The organism is Lentzea albida (assembly GCF_900111005.1).
Lineage (GTDB): Bacteria > Actinomycetota > Actinomycetes > Mycobacteriales > Pseudonocardiaceae > Lentzea > Lentzea albida.
The window spans coordinates 289,091-307,986 of sequence record NZ_FOFV01000005.1; the positions used below are offsets into that span (position 1 = coordinate 289,091).

An 18,896-nucleotide genomic window follows, 5' to 3' on the forward strand; every position below is an offset into this window, starting at 1 on the left:
ACCAGTCTAGGTTCCGATGCGTGACGAGACGTGCACTTGCGGTGATCATCACCGCCGCCCTCCTGGCGCCCGTTGCCCCCGCTCAGGCCGACGTCACCAGACGCATCGAGACCGACCGCGCCGAGAGACCCGTCGCTCCGGGCGTCACGCTCAGCTCGTTCGACTGGTACGAACCCGACGGGTGGGTCCGCGGGGACGCGCTGACCGTCGACCTCGCGAAGGCGCGGGTCGGGTACGTCGACACCGGCACCGTCGCGCAGGCGGCACCGCTGTCGCAGCAGACGACCGGAGCCGTCGCGGCGATCAACGGCGACTTCTTCGACATCAACAACTCCAACGCGCCCGAGGGCGTCGGGATCCAGGACGGCCACCTGAGGAAGTCCGGGAACGGACGCGCGGTGGGCATCGACGCGGCCGGCATCGGCAGCGTGATGGAGACCTTCTTCGAGGGCACGCTCAACGGCACGCACGAGCTGACGCAGCTCAACAGCGCGAAGATCGACGTGGACGGCATCGGGGTCTTCAACCCGTTGTGGGGCACGTACAGCCGAGCGCGCGCCACGCAAGGTGCGACCAACACGGCCGAGGTCATCGTCAAGGACGACGTGGTCCAGTCCGTCGGCGCCCCCAGCGCGACGCCCGTCGAGGGGTACGCGCTGGTCGGCCGCGACAAGGGCGCGGACGTGCTCAAAGCGCTCAAGCCCGGCGACAGGGCCGAGGTCGGCTACCGGAGCCGCACCAGCGACGGCAGCCGGCCGGTCACGGCCATCGGCGGACGGCAGCTCCTCGTCCGCGACGGCAGGAACGTCGCACCGGCCGACGCCCTGCACCCGCGCACGGCGGTCGGGTTCTCGCGGGACGGCAAGAAGATGTACGCGCTGACCGTCGACGGACGGCAGAGCGCCCACCTCCAGGGCCTGGATCTCACGGACCTCGCCGACGCCATGATCGAACTGGGCGCGCACAACGCCCTCAACCTCGACGGCGGCGGGTCGTCGACGATGCTCGCCCGGGAACCCGGCACCACGGAACTGGAGCTCGTCAACACCCCGTCGGACGGCGGCGAGCGCCCGATCCCCAACGGCCTCGCGTTCTACTCGCCCACCGGCACGGGCCGCCTCACCGGTTTCGACGTGCGGACCGCGAGCACCCGCGTGTTCCCCGGCCTGACCCGCCGGATGACCGTGCGCGGCCACGACGAGACGTTCGGCCCGGCCGCCGACGCGGGGCACCTCACCCGTGCCACGGGTGGCTGGGCGGTCGGCGACACCTTCCACGCGGGAGCCCGTCCCGGACCCGCCTCGTTCACCGCCTTCCGCGGCTCCACCGCCAGGACCACGCGGCTCACCGTGCTGGGCGAGCTCGCCAGGATCGCGCCGGAGAGCACCAGGATCAGCCTCGCCGAGGACGAGCACGGAACTCTGCGCGTCAACGGCTTCGACGCCCAGGGGTTCAGCGCACCCGTCGAGCGCGCCGACCTCGACCTGAGCTATGACCGCGAGGTCGTCGAGGTAACCCCCGACCTGCGGATCAGGGCGTTGAAGACCGGCGCCACCTCGATCAGGGTCCGGGTCGGGAACAAAACGACCGAAACAGCCGTGACCGTCGGCACGCACGAGCAGACGCTCGCGACCTTCGACGACGCTCCAAAGTGGACCTTCGGATCCGCCCGCGCGACCGGTGGGGTCGAGCCGGCGCCGGACGGCCACACGGGCCAGGGCCTGAAGCTGAGTTACGACTTCACGCAGTCGACCGGCACGCGCACCGCCTACGCCATCCCGCCGAAGCCGCTCCAGGTAGAAGGGCAGCCACTCTCGCTCGCCGCGAACGTCCTCGGCAGCGGCAAGGGCGAGTGGACCGCTTTCACCGTCACCGACTCGACAGGACAGTCGCGTTCGCTCTACGGCCCGCACATCACCTGGACCGGCTGGCAGCGGATCGAGGTCGCGGTGCCGCCGGAGCTGAAGTTCCCCGTCAGCGTCACGAGGTTCTACACGATCGAGACCAAGGCGGACCGTTCCTACACGGGTGAGGTCGTCGTCGACGACATCACCGCGGAGGTGCCACCGGAGATCGCGCTCCCACCGGTCCCCGAGCTGCGTGAGGACGTGGTCGGCCGGGCGGAGGGCTGGACGTTCGCGGTCATGTCCGACGCCCAGTTCGTGGCGAGGAACCCGGACAGCGACCTGGTCAGGTCGGCCCGCCGCACGCTGAGGGAGATCAGGGACTCCGGCGCCGAGTTCGTCGTGGTCAACGGCGACCTCGTGGACGAGGCCTCGCCGGAGGACTTCGCGTTGGCCCGCAGGGTCCTCACCGAGGAGCTCGGCGACTTCCCCTGGTACTACGTGCCGGGCAACCACGAGATCATGGGACCGGGCACGATCGACCACTTCCGCCGCGAGTTCGGCGCCACCCACCGCACGTTCGACCACAGGGGCACCAGGTTCGTGCTGCTCGACTCGTCGACCGGCACGCTCCGGGGCGGCGGCTTCGAGCAGGTGGAGATGCTGAGGAACGCGCTGCGGACGACCGAAGGCCAGGCCGTCGTGCTGATGCACCACCCTCCGCGCGATCCCACGCCCGCGCGCACGAGCCAGCTCGACGACCGGCTGGAAGCGTCCTACTTCGAGCGACTGCTGTCCGAACGCGACGCTCCCACCGCGTTCGTCGGCGGTCACGTCGGCGGGTTCTTCGCGTCCACAGTGGACGGTGTGCCGCACGTGGTCAACGGCAACTCCGGCAAGGCACCCGCCGAACCGGGCGGGTTCACCGGCTGGACGCTCCTCGGCGTCACCGGCGAGGGCGTCAAGGCCGAGATCCGTCCCCATGTGGACTCGCTCCACCTCCAGGCGCCGTCCACCCTCCGAACCGGCTCGGCGGAAACGGTTGCGGCCACGGTGAAACAGGGTTCCCGGTCGGTTCCGGTCCGTTATCCGATGGGCGCGGTGTGGGAAGGGTCACGTGCGGTGCACGTGGGCTCGGAGGGAGGGATCCGGCCGTGGCACGTCGCCCGCCTCGAACCGGACACCGGTGTCCTGACCGGGATCAGGCCTGGTCAGGCGAAGATCTCGGTCACCGTCAACGGCGTGACGGCCGTCGCGGAGGTGCGCGTCGAGGCGGGAGAGGGCGCCTGAGCTGGTCTGAGTGAGTGCGATGTGAGGCGGTGGGGGAAGATACTCCCCATGACCTCCGCCGACAACGGTTTCGCCGACCTGGGGCTGCGCTCCGACATCCTCAACGCACTCACCACGCTGGGCTACGAGGAGCCGACGCCGATCCAGAGCGAAGCGATCCCGCCGCTGCTCGCGGGCAACGACCTGCTGGGCCAGGCGGCCACCGGCACGGGCAAGACGGCGGCGTTCGCGCTGCCGTTGCTCGAACGCATCGCCGACAAGATCGGCAAGGGCGAGAAGCCGCTGGCCCTCGTCCTCGCCCCCACCCGTGAGCTGGCGGTGCAGGTCTCCGAGGCGGTGCACCGCTACGGCCGCCACATGGGCGCCCGCGTGCTGCCCATCTACGGCGGCCAGCCGATCGGCCGCCAGCTGCGCGAGCTGTCGCGCGGCGTCGACGTGGTGGTCGCGACCCCTGGCCGCGCGATCGACCACCTCCAGCGCGGCACGCTGCAGCTGGGCGACCTGCAGGTCGTCGTGCTCGACGAGGCCGACGAGATGCTCGACATGGGCTTCGCGGAGGACATCGACGCGATCCTCACCGAGACCCCGTCCGAGCGGCAGACGGTGCTGTTCTCGGCGACGATGCCGCCGCGCATCGACCGCATGGCCAAGAGCCACCTGCGCAACCCGACGCTGATCCAGATCGAGCGCGAGAAGACCGAGCCGGGCGAGGCCCCGCGCGTGCGGCAGACCGCGTATCTCGTGCGCCGCGAGCACAAGCCCGCCGCCCTCGGCCGTGTGCTCGACGTCGAGTCGCCGACCGCCGCCGTCGTCTTCTGCCGCACCCGCGACGAGGTCGACCAGCTCACCGAGACGCTGAACGGCCGCGGCTACCGCGCCGAGTCGCTGCACGGCGGCATCAGCCAGGAGCAGCGCGACCGCGTCATGTCCCGCCTGCGTTCCGGCACCGCCGACCTGCTGGTCGCCACCGACGTCGCCGCCCGCGGCCTCGACATCGAGCAGCTCACGCACGTCGTGAACTACAACGTGCCGTCCGCCCCCGAGGCGTACACGCACCGCATCGGCCGCGTGGGCCGCGCCGGCCGCGAGGGCGTCGCGATCACGCTGGTCGAGCCGCGCGAGAACTCGATGCTCAAGACGATCGAGCGCGTCACCAAGACCAAGATCCCGATGGAGAAGGTCCCGACGGTCGCCGACCTGCGCGCCCGGCAGCTGGAGCTGACCCGCTCGTCGCTGCAGGAGTCGCTGATGGAGGACGACCTGTCGCGGTTCCGCGTGGTCGTCGAGACGCTGGCCGACGAGTTCGACGTCATGGACATCGCCCTCGCCGCCGTGAAGCTCGCGCACGAGGCCTCCGGTGCCGCCGCCGACGAGGAGGAGATCCCGGAGGTGCGCCCGCGCGAGGACCGTCCGCGCCGCGACGGTGCCCCGGCGGGCCCGCGTCGTGAGCGCCGCGGCCCGTCCGAGGGCATGACGCGCCTGTTCCTCGGTGCGGGCCGCTCGTCGGGCATCCGGCCGCAGGACATCGTCGGCGCCATCACCGGCGAGACGAACCTGAAGGGCCGCGACATCGGCGCGATCGAGATCGCCGACAGGTTCTCGCTGGTCGAGGTGCCCGGCCCGGCCGCGAACGACGTGATCGAGCAGCTGCGCGACGCCACGATCAAGGGCAAGCGCGTGACGATCCGCCGCGAGCGCCAGCCCCGCTAGTGGCGTGGCTCAGAACGTTGCCGGTGTATTCGTGGTCAGACGGGTGTCTCGTGGTGCCGCCCCCACGTCCTCGTACTGGTGGTACGGGGGCGTGGGGGCGGTGCCGCGAGGTGCCCTGCTGAGCGCGGATACGCCGCCAACGTTCTGAGTCACACCGCTAGGATCAACGGACCAGCCCCGGTAGCCGACGAGATCGCTACCGGGGCTGTTTCGATCCCTGGGGGCCACATGACCATCGAGTACCGCTACTTCGCCCACGTCACGCAGACGCGCCCGTCGACGGACGACCCGGCGATCGTCTGCCGCCAGTGGACCGACCACGACGGCGTCACCCACGAGGAGCACTACACCGCCGACCTCAGGTGGGCACGCGGCTGCACGGTGCACCACGTCCGCAGCGGCAGGCTGGACGGCGAGATCCACCCGGTCACCGAGGAGCTCGCGCGGCGGTTCGAGGAGATCCAGGCGGCACGGGTCCGCGGCTACGAGCCGGCGGACGGCCAGTACTCCTATTCCGTGGTCGTCACGAACCTCCACCCCGTGGACAGTCCCCGCGCTCTCCTCAGGACGTGGCGCAGCCCGCAGGGCTACTCGATGGAGCAGTCGTGGACGGCTACGGCCGGTTGGCTGACGAGCAACTACAAGTACGAGATCGACTTCGACCACCTCGACGGTGAACTGGTGGGCATCTCGGAGGAGGACGTCGTGCGGTACCAGGACCTCTACCGGTCCTACCCGCGCTGAGGCTTGCGAGCCTCCACCAGGAACCGGGTCGAGGTGCTGACGAACGCGCCGTGCTCCTGAATGTGCTCGTGCACGTCCAGGAGCCGGTCCCGATACCCCTCCACGGTGAACCCCGGCACGGTCCACAACACCTTCCGCAGGAAGTGCACCACCGCACCGACGTCGAAGAACTCCACCCGCAGCGACACCGGCTCCAGCCGCAGCACCTCCAAACCGGCGGCCTCGGCGTCCGCACGTGCGACCTCGACGCTGCGAGCCGGACTCACCGGCTGCGGTCCCATCATGAAGTCGGTCAGCTCCCGGTTCGTCCCGGCCCCGATCTGCTGCGAGAAGTAGGTCCCGCCCGACCTCAGCACCCGCGCGATCTCGCCCCACGGCGTCACGACGGGGTGCCGCGAGATCACGAGGTCGAACGACGACGAACGGAACGGCAGCGGTCCCGCGTCGGCCGCCCGCACGACGAGCGGAAGGCGCCGAGAGGCCACCAAGGCGTTCGGCGGCCACGACTCGGTGGCGGCCATCCGCGGTGGCAGGACGGGCGCGGACGCGGTGACCTCTCCCCCGCCGGTCTGCAGGTCCAGCGCCGCGGACACGACCGCGAGCCGTGCGGCGATCAGCGAGGCATATCCCCACGGCGGGCGTTCCTCGGTGGCGCGGCCCTCGAACCAGGAGAAGTCCCAGCCCTCCAGCGGCACGGCCGCACCCTCGGCCACCAGCTCCTCGAAAGTCCCCATGGGCCGACATGCCACCACAGGTACGCCGGGCCGGCCACCGAAAATGGCGGCACCTGCCCTGGGCGCGGAGACGCCGCGTCCCTGGATCGTCTCGCGCTCGGCGGGGCAGGTGCCGCAGGTGGGTACAACGACCGAACAGCCGCCCGGTTACGCCCGAAGGCGGTACGCGCGCAGGACCGTTTGGTCTACCGAGTTGCCGGCGGCGTCACGGGCCACCACGCGGAGCGACACGTAGCCGCCCGCCTTCCCGCCTGGGGGAACGACGGACTTCACCGGCACCCAGTTGGCACCGTCGTCGAACGACGCGTAGGCCTCCAGCACTCGTGCGCCGCCCGACGCGGTGAACCTCACCGGCATCGCCAGCCCCGCCTTCCAGCTGTTGCGCAGGTCGACGGGCACCGAGTAGTCGACCTCGACCAACGGCAGCCGGCCGTCGGAGGCCGCGGAGAACTCCCACGTCGTCCGCACCGAGGTCGACAACGCCAGCCCGTCCCGGGAGGCGTCCAGCAGCAACTCGTACCGGCCGTCGCGGGCGGGGGCGTGGAACGATCCCCGCCGGACGTCCGAATACCCGAGCGTGACGTCGTCGTGCCGCAGTTCGAGCGTGCCCCAGCCGCCGCGGCGCCAGTTCTCCACCCAGCCGGAGCCGCCGAACGGCGAGATGCGGGCGTTGACCAGGTCGCCCGACCGTTCGACGCCGCCGCCGTCCGCCCACGTGACGACGGACGACCCGCCGAGCCGTGGTGAGGTGACCCCGCGCAGGTGGGTCCGCTCGTACTTCCGGCCCGCCTGGAACGTCACGGGCTCGAGGTCCGCCCACGACGTCGTGCTCGGGTCGTCGCCCGCGCCGGAGCTGCGGCCGTCGAACCCCTCCTGGTACCAGGAGATGCCCGGCGTGAAGTACTCGGTGCGCTGCGCGGGAGCGGAGAGCCGTTCGTCCAGCACCCTGCCGAGCACGCCGTTCACGACCGGCGAGTTCCGCTGCAGGACCGAACCGTCCGGACCGGACGTGTGGTAGCGCGTCTTCACCTCGGCGAGCTCCGAGTGCCGGACCTTCTTCACGCCGACCGGCAGCGCGCCCTTGTCCCGCAGGAACAACGTGTACGACACCGGCGAGCCCGCGACGGCCCGCAACGTCAACTTCGCCGGCGTCACCGCCACGTGGTGCTCCGCCACCGCGATCACCGGGATCGCCGTCTGCTGCTCCATCCCGAACGGCACCGGTCCCGCCCACAGCACGGCGACCGCCCCGGCGTCCTGCATGGCCGTCGCGACCTCGTACGGGTTCTCACCGGCGTGGCGGACGAGAGCGAGCTTGCCGCGCACGTCGGTGCCGCGCTCGGCCACGTCGAGCTCGTGCTCACCAGGCGGCAGGAATTTGCTGCCCTCGTAGTAGCGCACCGGGAAGCCGCCGACGACCGAGACCAGCGGCTGTCCGCCCTTGAGCCCGGAGTCGTAGGTCAGCTCGGGCAGCGGCGGGCCGAAGGACAGCCCGTACAACGGAACCCGGCCGTCGATCGTGCTCGCGACGCCGCTGATCCTGTCCGACTCGAACGGCACGCTCAGCCGGGCGTCGCGGTACCACACCTGCGAGTCGCGCTCGGGCAGCTCGACGCGGATCTCCTTGCCCTGCCGGGCGTCCAGGGTCACGGACACGTCGGCGCGCACCGACACGCGGCCCGCCACCTCGGTCGCGGAGACCGGGGTGAACCAGGCGTAGTTCGGCGTCAGCTCGTCGATGCGGCCGATCACCGCGTAGTCCGCGACCGGCAACCGCGCCGCGCCCGCGCCGTTCTCGATGGTGACCACCGAGGCTTCCCGCGTGGACAGGTCGACCACGACGACGAACTCGCTCGCGACCGGCTTGCCGTCACGGCCGATCATCGACAGGTTCAGCGTGTGGTGCTCCTCCTCCACGTACGCGCCGACGGCGGTCACCACCGACACACCCGGAGCGGAAGCCTTCAGGTGCCCGAAGAACTCGCCGATCCCCTTGGCCGGGTCCAGCACCACGTCGACGGAGGCACTGCCCCCGGCCGGCACGGTCACCGACGACGGCACCGCGAAGTCCGCGCCCAGGTCGTGCTGCAACGCCAGCGACACCGGCTCCGCGCCCGCGTTCGTGTAGGTGATCGTCTTCGTGAACGTCCTGGTGTGCGGCCATTGCAGCAGTCCGAACGACAGGCTGCCGACGGACGCGCGCACCTGCTGCGTCACCGCGCGCTCGACGTCGAGCAGTCCGGTGCCGACGTTCGAGGGCTTGTCCGCGACCGGCTTCACCGTCGCCATCAGGTGGGCCTTCAGCTCGGCGGCCTTCCAGGACGGGTTGCGCTGCGCGAGCACCGCGGCGGCGCCGGCCACGTGCGGCGCGGCCATCGAGGTGCCCGTCAGCCGCGCGTGCAGGTCGTCGACCGCGAAGTCCCACAACGTGTTCTCGGCGCGCGCGGCCACGATGTCCGTGCCCGGCGCCGCGATGTCCGGCTTCACCGCGTGGTCGCCCACCCGCGGACCGCGCGACGACCACTCCTCCAGCACGCCCTGCTTGGTCAGGTTCGCCACGGCCAGCGCGGCGTCGGCCGACGCCGGACCGGAGACCTGCCGCCGGGTGCCGGCGTTGCCCGCCGCCACCACGAACAGCGCGCCGGTCTCGGCGGTGAGCTCGTTGACCTTCAACGACAACGGGTCGGTGCCGTCGGACTGGTCACCGCCCAGCGAGAGGTTGACGACCTTCGCCTTCACCTCGCGCGCCGCCCACTCCATGCCGGCGATCACCGCGCTGTCGAGGCACCACTCGGCCTCGCAGACCCGGCCCACCGCCAGCGACGCGCCCTTCGCGACGCCGACGTGCCGGCTGCCGCGCCCCGCGACCGTCGCCGCGACGTGCGTGCCGTGCCCGATGTCGTCCTGGATCCCGGACGGCGTGAAGTCCTTGGCGACGGACACGACGCCCGCGAGTTCGGGGTGGTTCCGGTCGTACCCGGTGTCCAGCACGGCGACGGTGACCCCGGTGCCGTCGAACCCGGCCTGCCACGCGCCGGGCGCGCCGACCATCGGCACGCTCTCGGTCAGCGAGATCTTCGACTTGCCGTCGAGCCACAGCTTCCCGGCACGCGACGCGCTGGTGCGCCGGGCCGTCCACTGCTGCGCGGCATCCTTCTTCTCCACCGCGGCAGCCGCGCGGAAGCCGTCGGTCAGCAACGGGATCCGGTCGGTCCTCTCGTCGGTGTAGCCGTACGAGTGCAGCGAGGTGACGTCGAAGAAGCGCTGGTCGACGCTGTTCTGCGCCACCGCGTCGACCGCGTCCGCCGGCACCACGTACTGGTGGTCGTCGCGCACGTACTGCGCGAACGACATGCCGGGCCGCCCCTCGACCCGGACGAGACCGCCGCGTTCGTCGACCACGACCTTGTCACCGCTGATCAACGTGATGGTCGAGGTCTTCTGCGTTCTCACCGGTTCCGCCTGCGCCGTCGCCGCCGGACTCAGCAGTCCGGCGGCGAGAGCGGTGATCACCAAACATCGTGCTAAGCGCACGTGTCCTCCCCTAGGTGTGAACCTCTCCAACGGGGAAGACTCGAAACAGCGCGTGAAGGTTGCGTCACGCCCCGCGGTAGGTGCCGAAGCTCCAGCGGTTGCCCTCGGGGTCGGCCACGGTGAAGCCGCGCGAGCCGTAGTCCTCGTCGCACAGCCCGCGGATCTCGGTGGCGCCCCGTGCGAGCGCCTGGGCGTGCAGCTCGTCGGGCCGGTCGGTCACCACGTAGACGGACCCGCCGCCGGCCTTGGTCGCCTCGACCTCGCCGACCGACCGCACGGCGGAGCCCAGCATGACGCCGCCGCCCTCGGGCCAGACCATCTCGCAGTGCACGACCTCGCCGTCGGCCTCACCCGGAACGACGAGGTGCTCGGAGAAACCGAACGCCTCCACCAGGAAGCGGATCGCGGCGGGAGCGTCCCGATAGGACAGACAGGGCCAGCAGGTGGGTGCAGGTGTGCTCATGGCGCCAACTCTGCGCCCGCACCGCCCTCACCGCCTTGTACGAATGGAAGCTCGGCCGCGATCCACTCGGACGGGGTCGCCCCGACGAGCGCGCGCCAGTCCCGGTTGAAGTGCGCCTGGTCGGTGTACCCGCAGGCGGCGGCGACCTCGGTGAACGTCGGCCGCCGCTCACCGCGCAGCATCCGGTTCGCCCGCTCGAACCTCATCACCCGCGCCACGACCTTGGGCGTGAGCCCGTACTCCGCCGCGAACCGCGCGCTCAGGTGCTGGCGGCTCCACCCGACCTCGGCGGCGATGTCGGCCACCGCCACCCCCGCCGCGAGCCGCTGCCACGCCCACGCCACCTCGACCTGCTGCCGCACCGGCCGCACGAGCCGCCCGAGCACCAGGTCCAGCAACGCGAACCGGTCCGTCCACGTCGCCGCGTGCCGCAACCGCTCGCGCAACTCGGCGGCCGGGGCGTCGAGCGAGTCGAGCCCGACCGTCACCCCGGAGAGCTCACCGGCCGGCACGCCGAAGAACGCCCGCATCCCCAGCGGCGTGAGGTCGCACTGGACGCCGTGCTGGAACCCGTCGTGGGTGATGATCACGGCCTCGTCGTGCAGGCCGCCGCACAGCGTGGCGAACCGGCCGTCCGCCAGGTCGACCGTGCCGTCCAGCGTGACCACGAGCGTGAGGGAGCGCGACGGCAGGCCGCGGTGGATGCCGGGCTCGGTGCGCATCCGATACCCGGAGTACCGCGTGACGAACGGCCTCAGCCGCGGGTGCGGCAGGCCGACGACGTGCTCGACGTCCACACCCCCGATGCTAAAACAGTTCGCCGAGAACCAGCAGCCCCGCACCCACCGGCACCAGGTCGGGCCCGTACGACGTGACGCTCACGTCCACATCGGGCATCGCCCGCAGGTACAGCTCCGGCGACCGCAGCACCTTCCGTCCACTCAGGACGATCTGGTCGAGGTCCAGCAGCTGCACCAGGTTCGTGACCGCGGCGGCGAGGACCCGTGCCGCCTCGTCGTCCTTGGCGGCCGCGTGCACCGCCTCGACGCACCCGCGCCGTCCGCACACGCACAACGGCCCGTCGAGCTGGATCGTCGTGTGGCCGAACTCGCCCGCCCCCGACCGCGCGCCCCGGTGCACCTCCCCGCCGAGCAGCAACCCGACGCCCAGGCCGGTGCCGACGAACACGAGCGCCGCGTCCCGCATCGGCCGGCGCCACGCCTCGGCGAGCACGGCCGCGTTGGTGTCCTTGTCGACGACGACCGGCAGCCCGAGCCGTTCCTGCGCCAGCGCCTTCAGCGGGATCGAGGACCAGCCCGGCAGGCCGTTCGGCGACACCACTCCCTCGCCGTGCTCCAGCGGACCGGCGATGCCGATGCCGAGCCCGAGCACCTTCTCGTCGAGCGAGATCAACGGCTCCAGGGCGTCCAGCACGTCGGCGGGCGTGAACATCGGGGCCAGCGGTGCCACCGCGGTCGACACCACCTCGCCGGTGAGGTCGAGCTTCACCACGCGCAGCTCGTCGCGGTCGACGTACGCACCGTAGGCGTAGGCCCCGTCCGCGGCGAGCCGCAACGACATCCGCGGCTTGCCCCGGCCGCCGTCGCGCACGGCGCCGGTCTCCTCCAACAGGCCCGCCGAGATGAGCCTCGCCACGATCTTCGAGACCGCCTGCGGGGTCAGTCCGGCCTCCGCGGCGATGGAAGCCCTGCTCACGGCCCCTGAGCGGACGAGCCGGAGCACTGTCCTGTCGTTGTGCGAGCGCAGTGAGGTGAGGTCCACGGTCGCAATTATTCAACAGCGTTGCTTTAATCGGAAGCATGACTCGAGTCGGACTTCTGGGCTACGGCATAGCGGGGCGGGTCTTCCACGGCCCGCTGATCTCCTCCACCGAGGGCATGGACCTCGTCGCGATCGTCACCTCGGACCCGCGGCGGCAGGCGCAGGCCCGTGCCGCGCACCCGGACGCGAAGATCGTGACGGCGGACGAGCTGTTCGAGCTGGACCTCGACCTGGTCGTCGTGGCGACGCCGAACAGGACCCACGTCGAGTACGCGAAGCGCGCCATCGCCAAGGGTGTAGCGGTCGTCGTCGACAAGCCGTTCGCGCCGACGTCCGCGGAGGCCACCGAACTCCTGGCCGCGGCCCAGGCCGCCGGGGTGCCGCTCACCGTCTTCCAGAACCGCCGCTGGGACAGCGACTTCCTCACCGTGCGCGAGGTCCTGGGCGAACTCGGCGAGGTCCGGCGGTTCGAGTCCCGCTTCGAGCGCTGGATCCCGGAGGTCTGGGACAACTGGCGCGAGTTCGGCGCCCCCGAGGAGGCGGGCGGCCTGCTCTACGACCTCGGCGCACACCTCGTCGACCAGGCGCTGCAGCTGTTCGGGCCGGTCAGGAGCGTCTACGCCGAACTCGACCTGCGCCGCCCCGGCGTGCAGGTCGACGACGACGTGTTCGTCGCGCTGACGCACGAGAACGGCGTCCGCTCCCACCTGTGGGCCAACGCGCACGCGGCACACCACGGGCCGCGGTTCCGCCTGCTCGGCAGCGAGGGCGCGTTCGAGATCAGCGGCCTCGACGAGCAGGAGGACGCGCTCGCCGCCGGGCGCCGCCCGACCGGCTCCGGCTGGGGTCACGAGGACCGCACCGGCACGCTCGGCGTTCTCGACCGGACCACCGAGGTCGCCGTGGAACCCGGTGCGTACCAGAACTTCTACTCCGAACTGCAGGCCGGCCGGATCCCCGTGGACCCGGCCGGAGCCGTGGCCGCCCTGCGGGTGATCGAGGCCGCTTTCCTGTCCGCACGCGAGAACCGGGTGGTGCAGCTGTGAACTCCGAGGAACTCCTCGCCCAGGAACGCCGGCTCCAGTTCAGCCGGTTCGGCAACGACGTCGCGATCGAGCTCGGCCTGCACCTGCTCGACGCCGCCCGCCAACAGGGCCTGCCGATCGCGATCTCGGTGCGGCGGGGCGGTCACCGGCTCTTCCACGCCGCGCTGCCCGGCACGTCGCCGAACAACGACAGGTGGCTCGAGCGCAAGGCCCGCGTGGTCGAGCTGTTCGGGCACAGCTCGTTCTACGTCGGCACGGAGTTCCGGGAGAAGGGCACGACGTTCGAGGCGGAGTCGCGCCTCGACCCCGACCTGTACGCCGCACACGGCGGTGTGTTCCCCGTCATCGTCCGCGGCACCGGCCCGGTCGGCACGGTCGGGGTGTCCGGTCTCCCCCAGGCGGAGGACCACGCGTTCGTCGTCGACCAGCTGGAATCATTCCTGAACTCGCGCGACGCGCAATGACACCAATAGTCGTTGCGGCAATTTGATGCCCACCACTTCGAGTGGATTTCAGTCCGCTCGAAGTGGCATCTCATAACATCACCACCAGCCCTGACAATGTGCACGAAAGAGTGATCCTACTGGTCCAAACGAGTGCCCGATTCCATCGGCGAACGAATAGCGGGCGATCACTCGCCTGCCGATACAAGAACGGTTGCATCCGGCAGCAGTTGTACGCTCCGTAGCCCCACCAGGCGCAAGCCACCCACCCGAATGACGCCTTTTTGGCCCCTTCACAGCTCTCAATTCCGCGAACTAACGTCCTTTCCGGCTTATCGGATTGGTCCATTAGCGCATTGAGATAGGTGGGTACCGGTTGTGACTGTGACGGATTCTGACCTCAATGAGGGCCGTCAGCAGCTGAGTTTGGGCACGGCCGCCGCACGAAATCTGGCCACTACCACCAAGTCCGTCCCGCAGATGCAGGGAATCTCCTCCCGCTGGCTGCTCAAGGTGCTGCCGTGGGTGCAGGCGGCCGGTGGTGCGTACCGAGTCAACCGCCGACTCACCTACACGCTGGGCGATGGCCGCGTCTCGTTCACCAACATCGGCGCGGAGATCCGCGTCGTGCCGCAGGAGCTCACCGAACTCGCGCTGCTCAAGGGCTTCGACGACGAGGAGGTCCTCGCCGCGCTGGCCGGCCGGTTCCGCCAGCAGGAGTTCGGCATCGGTGACGTCATCGTCGAGAAGGGCCGCCCGAAGGACACCGTCGTGCTGATCGCGCACGGCAAGGTCGACAAGGTCGGCACCGGTGAGTACGGGGGCGAGACCGTGCTCGGCAACCTCGCCGACGGCCAGTACTTCGGCGAGACCGTGCTGGCGGGGCCGCAGGGCGAGTGGGAGTTCACCGCCAAGGCCGTCACCCCGGTCACCGTGCTCACCCTGTCGTGGGAGGACTTCCAGGCGCTCAACGGGGAAGCGGGCGGCCTGCGCGCACACATCCAGCACACCTTCAACAGCCGCAACAAGCCGCAGGACGAGCACGGCGAGGCCGAGATCGACCTGTCGTCCGGCCACGACGGCGAGCCCGTGCTGCCCGGCACGTTCGTCGACTACGAGCTCTCGCCGCGCGAGTACGAGCTGAGCGTCGCCCAGACCGTGCTGCAGGTCCACACCCGCGTCGCGGACCTCTACAACAACCCGATGGACCAGGTCGAGCAGCAGTTGCGGCTCACGATCGAGGCCCTGCGCGAGCGCCAGGAGCACGAGATCGTCAACAACCGGTCGTTCGGCCTGCTGCACAACGCGGACCTCAAGCAGCGCATCCACACCCGTTCCGGCCCGCCCAGCCCGGACGACTTCGACGAGCTGCTGTCGATCGTGTGGAAGGACCCCGGGTACTTCGTCGCGCACCCGCGCACGATCGCCGCGTTCGGCCGCGAGCTCAACAAGCGCGGCCTGTACCCGCAGCACATCGACTTCAACGGCCAGCAGGTGCCCGCGTGGCGCGGCATCCCGATCCTGCCGTGCAACAAGATCCCGGTCTCCGACACCCGCACGTCGTCGGTGATGCTGATCCGCACCGGCGAGCAGAACCAGGGCGTCATCGGCCTGCACCAGACCGGCATCCCGGACGAGTACCAGCCCGGCCTCTCGGTGCGGTTCATGGGCATCAACGACCAGGCGATCATCAACTACCTGGTCAGCGCCTACTACTCGGCCGCCATCATGGTGCCGGACGCCATCGGCGTGCTCGAGCACGTCGAGCTCGGCCGCGAGGGCTGACAGCGTTGGCGTCCTTCACCATGCCGGAGTTCTACGTGCCGCACCCGGCGCGGATGAACCCCCACCTCGAACGCGCCCGCGCCCACTCGACGCAGTGGGCGCGGGACATGGGGATGCTCGACACCGGGGTGTGGACCGACGAGGTCCTCGCGGGCGACGACTACGGGTTCATGTGCGCGTGGACCCACCCGGACGCGCCCGCGGAGGTCCTCGACCTCATCACGGACTGGTACGTCTGGGTCTTCTACTTCGACGACGAGTTCTTCGCGGAGTTCAAGCAGAGCAAGGACGTGGCCGGGGCCAAGGCCTACCTCGACCGGCTGCCTGCGTTCATGCCCCTGGGCGGCACCGACCCGTGGCCGGAGCCGCGGAACCCGACCGAACGCGGTCTCGTCGACCTGTGGCAGCGGACGATCCCGCTGATGTCGCAGGACTGGCGGCGCCGGTTCACCACGAGCACCCACAACCTGCTGCTCGAGTGCATGTGGGAGATCAAGAACATCGAGAGCGGCACGGTCGCCAACCCGATCGAGTACATCGAGATGCGTCGCAAGGTCGGCGGCGCGCCGTGGTCGGCGAACCTGGTGGAGGTCTCCGAAGCGGCCGAGGTGCCCGCGTCCGTCGCGGGCACCCGCCCGCTGCGCGTGCTGTCGGACACGTTCTCCGACGCGATCCACCTGCGCAACGACATCTTCTCGTACGAGCGGGAAGTGCTGCGGGAGGGCGAGAACTCCAACGGGGTGCTCGTGTTCGAGAAGTTCTTCGGCCACGACACGCAGACCGCCGTCGAGGCCGTGAACACGCTGCTGACCTCGCGCCTGCACCAGTTCGAGAACACCGTGTTCACCGAGCTGCCGCAGCTGTTCGCCGAGAACTCGCTGGGTCTGGAGGACCAGGCGCGCGTGCTCAAGTACGTGAAGGGGTTGCAGGACTGGCAGTCCGGTGGCCACGAGTGGCACCTGCACGCCGGCCGCTACACCAAGGTCGAGGGCGGAGCCGGGAACTCTGCGTTCTTCCGCACGATCCTGCGGGGGCCGACCGGCCTCGGCACGTCCGCGGCCTGGCCGGGGGTGTCCCGTGGTTGAGGTCCCCTCGTTCGACATGCCCTTCGCGGCAAGGCTCTCCCCGCACGTCGACCGCGTCCGCCGGCACACGAAGAAGTGGGTGCGGGACATGGGCATGCTCGGTGGCGTGCCGTGGACCGAGGCGTTCTACGACGCCGCGGACTACGGCGGCTTCGGTCCGCTGACCCATCCGACGGCGTCACTGGAGGACCTGAAGCACATCAACGACTGGCACACGTGGGGCTTCTACGTCACCGACGCGTTCCAGGCGTTCCTCCGCTCGCGCAACGTCGCCGGGGGCAAGGCCTTCGTGGCGGGGCTGAAGTCGGTGCTGAGCGGATCGGCGCCGATGAACCCCGCGGAGAAGGGCCTCGCCGACCTGGTCTCGCGGTCCACGTTGGACAGCTTCGACTCCGAGCACCTCGCCGAGTTCCTCGACGCGTTGCTGTGGGAGCTGCACAACACCGCGCAGGGCAGGGTGCCCGACCCGATCGACCTCGTGGAGATGCGCCGCCGGTCGATCGCCACCGAGCTCTCCGCGAAGCTCGCCCGCGGGTCCGTCGGCGCCGAGCTGCCCGAGGAGTTGTTGCGCAACAGCACCATGCGGGCGCTGGTGGACTCGTTCGGCGACGTTCCCGCGCTGCGTCAGGAGATCGTCGGCTTCGACCGCACCTACGCCACCGGCGGCAGCACCACCAGCGCGGTGCTCGCCGTGCAGCAGTTCTTCGGCTGCGAGACGCAGCAGGCCGTGTCGGTCGTCGCCGACCTGATCGCGGCACGGCTGCGGCAGATCGGCGCGATCATCGGCGAGCTGCCGTCGCTCGCCACCGAGTACGGGCTCGACGCGGAGGCGAAGGCCGGTCTGCACCGGTACGCCGAAGCGCTGAAGTCGTGGCTCGCCGGTGAACTGCTCTGGACGCGGAGATCCGGTCGCTTCACCCACTCCCCGGCCCCCACCCGGACGTCGTTCCACCGTCCCACCGGACTCGGCACCGCCGCGCTCTCCGTTTCATCCCGCTAAAACAGATTGGCAGGACCTGCAGTGACTGTTACCGATCCGGGCCTCGGGATCGAGGACAAGCAGCTGAGCCTCTCCCGGGCCGCGGCCCGCAACCTCGCCACGACCACCAAGTCCGCGCCGCAGATGCAGGGCATCTCGCCCCGCTGGCTGCTGCGCATGCTGCCGTGGGTCGAGGCGAAGGGTGGCGCGTACCGGGTCAACCGCCGGCTCTCCTACGCCATCGGCGACGGCCGGGTCACCTTCACCGCCGTGGGCTCCGAGGTGCGGATCGTGCCGCAGGAGCTGGCGGAGTTCAAGCTGCTGCGCGGGTTCGAGGACGAGGCGGCGCTGACCGCCGTCGCGAACCGGTTCGAGCAGCGCGAGTACGAGCCGGGCGAGGTGATCGCGCACCGCGGCCAGTCCGTCGACGAGATCATCGTGATCGCGCACGGCAAGGTCACCAAGACCGGCCGCGGCGAGTACGGCGACGACGTGGCGCTGGGCACGATCGCGGACGGCGAGTACCTCGGTGACGAGCCCGTCCTGTCCGGTGCGGACAAGAACTGGAGCTTCACCGCCCGCGCGTTGACGCCGACGACGGCCGTGGTGCTGTCGCGCGCGGCCTTCGCGCAGCTCACCGGGCAGATCGAGCCGATGCGCGAGCACATCCAGCAGCAGCTCGCGAACCCGTCGAAGACGTCGAACAAGCACGGCGAGGCCGAGATCGACATCTCGTCCGGTCACGACGGGGAGCCGACGCTGCCCGGCACGTTCGTCGACTACGAGCTGCGGCCGCGCGAGTACGAGCTCTCGGTGGCGCAGACGATCGTGCGCGTCCACACGAGGGTGGCGGACCTCTACAGCCAGCCGATGGACCAGGTCGAGCACCAGTTGCGGCTGACGATCGAGGCCCTGCGCGAGCGCCAGGAGCACGAGCTCGTCAACAACAAGGAGTTCGGCCTGCTCGCGAGCGCCGACCTCAAGCAGCGCGTCAGCACGCACTCCGGACCGGTGACGCCGGACGACATGGACGAGCTGATCTCGCGCCGCCGCAACACCAGGCTGATCCTCGCCCACCCCAAGGCGATCGCCGCGTTCGGCCGCCAGCTCAACAAGCGCGGGCTGTACGTGCCGACCGTCGACGTCGAGGGTCAGCAGCTGCAGTCGTGGCGGGGCGTGCCCATCGCGCCGTGCGACAAGATCCCGGTCAACAAGAACGGCACCACGTCGATCATCGCGATGCGGCTCGGCGAGGAGAAGCAGGGCGTCATCGGCCTGCGCCAGACCGGCATCCCGGACGAGTACGAGCCCGGCCTGAACGTGCGGTTCATGGGCATCGACGAGCACGCGATGCTCAAGTACCTGGTGTCGACGTACTACTCGGCCGCGGTGCTGGTGCCGGACGCCCTGGGCGTGCTGGAGAACGTGGAGATCGGTCTCTAGGCGATGACAGCGGA

13 protein-coding genes and 1 pseudogene are annotated in these 18,896 nt (G+C 70.4%); 9 read left to right on the forward strand and 5 right to left on the reverse strand.

The features are described 5' to 3' along the window. Window positions 1-20 precede the first annotated feature (20 nt). The 3 genes from BMY74_RS15950 to BMY74_RS15960 all read left to right on the forward strand — a co-directional run bounded on the left by BMY74_RS15950 (window position 21) and on the right by BMY74_RS15960 (window position 5,588). On the forward strand, window positions 21-3,134 hold the full coding sequence (locus tag BMY74_RS15950) for a phosphodiester glycosidase family protein (RefSeq protein ID WP_089916459.1): 3,114 nt from the start codon (window positions 21-23) through the stop codon (window positions 3,132-3,134). A 48-nt stretch (window positions 3,135-3,182) separates the two neighbouring features. Next, window positions 3,183-4,844 (forward strand): DEAD/DEAH box helicase, encoded by a 1,662-nt coding sequence (locus BMY74_RS15955; RefSeq protein ID WP_089916461.1) that lies wholly within the window; start codon window positions 3,183-3,185, stop codon window positions 4,842-4,844. A 228-nt stretch (window positions 4,845-5,072) separates the two neighbouring features. Next, a complete protein-coding gene (locus BMY74_RS15960; protein ID WP_089916464.1) occupies window positions 5,073-5,588 on the forward strand; it encodes a hypothetical protein in 516 nt (171 codons plus the stop codon). On the opposite strand, the gene BMY74_RS15965 is transcribed toward BMY74_RS15960, so the two are convergent. The 5 genes from BMY74_RS15965 to BMY74_RS15985 form a co-directional block, all read right to left on the reverse strand. Continuing rightward, complete coding sequence (locus tag BMY74_RS15965; RefSeq protein WP_089916467.1) at window positions 5,576-6,322, reverse strand: methyltransferase domain-containing protein; 747 nt, start codon at window positions 6,320-6,322, stop codon at window positions 5,576-5,578. The genes BMY74_RS15960 and BMY74_RS15965 overlap by 13 nt on opposite strands. A gap of 147 nt (window positions 6,323-6,469) precedes the next feature. Beyond that, entirely contained in the window at window positions 6,470-9,835 is a 3,366-nt protein-coding gene (locus BMY74_RS15970; RefSeq protein WP_089916470.1) for a S8 family serine peptidase, read from the reverse strand. A gap of 85 nt (window positions 9,836-9,920) precedes the next feature. Then, the gene (locus BMY74_RS15975) at window positions 9,921-10,319 is read right to left on the reverse strand and encodes a VOC family protein (RefSeq protein ID WP_089916472.1); all 399 of its coding nucleotides are present in this window, start codon (window positions 10,317-10,319) and stop codon (window positions 9,921-9,923) included. After that, complete coding sequence (locus BMY74_RS15980) at window positions 10,316-11,116, reverse strand: helix-turn-helix domain-containing protein (RefSeq protein ID WP_245786150.1); 801 nt, start codon at window positions 11,114-11,116, stop codon at window positions 10,316-10,318. Before BMY74_RS15980 ends, BMY74_RS15975 begins: the two co-directional genes overlap by 4 nt. 10 nt (window positions 11,117-11,126) lie before the next feature. Next, complete coding sequence (locus BMY74_RS15985; protein WP_089916475.1) at window positions 11,127-12,101, reverse strand: ROK family transcriptional regulator; 975 nt, start codon at window positions 12,099-12,101, stop codon at window positions 11,127-11,129. Between the two features lie 38 nt (window positions 12,102-12,139). On the opposite strand from BMY74_RS15985, the gene BMY74_RS45720 reads away from it, so the two are divergent. The 6 genes and pseudogenes from BMY74_RS45720 to BMY74_RS16005 all read left to right on the forward strand — a co-directional run bounded on the left by BMY74_RS45720 (window position 12,140) and on the right by BMY74_RS16005 (window position 18,882). Then, on the forward strand, window positions 12,140-13,147 hold the full coding sequence (locus tag BMY74_RS45720) for a Gfo/Idh/MocA family protein (RefSeq protein ID WP_143091583.1): 1,008 nt from the start codon (window positions 12,140-12,142) through the stop codon (window positions 13,145-13,147). After that, window positions 13,144-13,611: a heme-degrading domain-containing protein gene (locus tag BMY74_RS45725; RefSeq protein ID WP_143091584.1), complete on the forward strand. Its 468-nt coding sequence runs from the start codon at window positions 13,144-13,146 to the stop codon at window positions 13,609-13,611. Before BMY74_RS45720 ends, BMY74_RS45725 begins: the two co-directional genes overlap by 4 nt. A 357-nt stretch (window positions 13,612-13,968) precedes the next feature. Beyond that, window positions 13,969-15,375, forward strand: coding sequence for a family 2B encapsulin nanocompartment shell protein (locus tag BMY74_RS15995; protein WP_218159641.1), 1,407 nt, complete (start codon window positions 13,969-13,971; stop codon window positions 15,373-15,375). Between the two features lie 5 nt (window positions 15,376-15,380). Further along, window positions 15,381-16,412, forward strand: a pseudogene (locus BMY74_RS45730) (terpene synthase family protein); the annotation flags it as partial. A 40-nt stretch (window positions 16,413-16,452) separates the two neighbouring features. Continuing rightward, window positions 16,453-17,460, forward strand: coding sequence for a terpene synthase family protein (locus tag BMY74_RS45735; protein WP_218159643.1), 1,008 nt, complete (start codon window positions 16,453-16,455; stop codon window positions 17,458-17,460). Between the two features lie 21 nt (window positions 17,461-17,481). After that, window positions 17,482-18,882, forward strand: coding sequence for a family 2B encapsulin nanocompartment shell protein (locus tag BMY74_RS16005; protein ID WP_218159644.1), 1,401 nt, complete (start codon window positions 17,482-17,484; stop codon window positions 18,880-18,882). Window positions 18,883-18,896 lie beyond the last annotated feature (14 nt).

Coding starts and splice junctions, on each gene's coding strand:
- BMY74_RS15960 (WP_089916464.1), top strand. CDS start 5,073: ATGACCATCGAGTACCGCTACTTCGCCCACGTCACGCAGACGCGCCCG.
- BMY74_RS15965 (WP_089916467.1), bottom strand. CDS start 6,322: ATGGGGACTTTCGAGGAGCTGGTGGCCGAGGGTGCGGCCGTGCCGCTG.
- BMY74_RS15955 (WP_089916461.1), top strand. CDS start 3,183: ATGACCTCCGCCGACAACGGTTTCGCCGACCTGGGGCTGCGCTCCGAC.
- BMY74_RS15975 (WP_089916472.1), bottom strand. CDS start 10,319: ATGAGCACACCTGCACCCACCTGCTGGCCCTGTCTGTCCTATCGGGAC.
- BMY74_RS45720 (WP_143091583.1), top strand. CDS start 12,140: ATGACTCGAGTCGGACTTCTGGGCTACGGCATAGCGGGGCGGGTCTTC.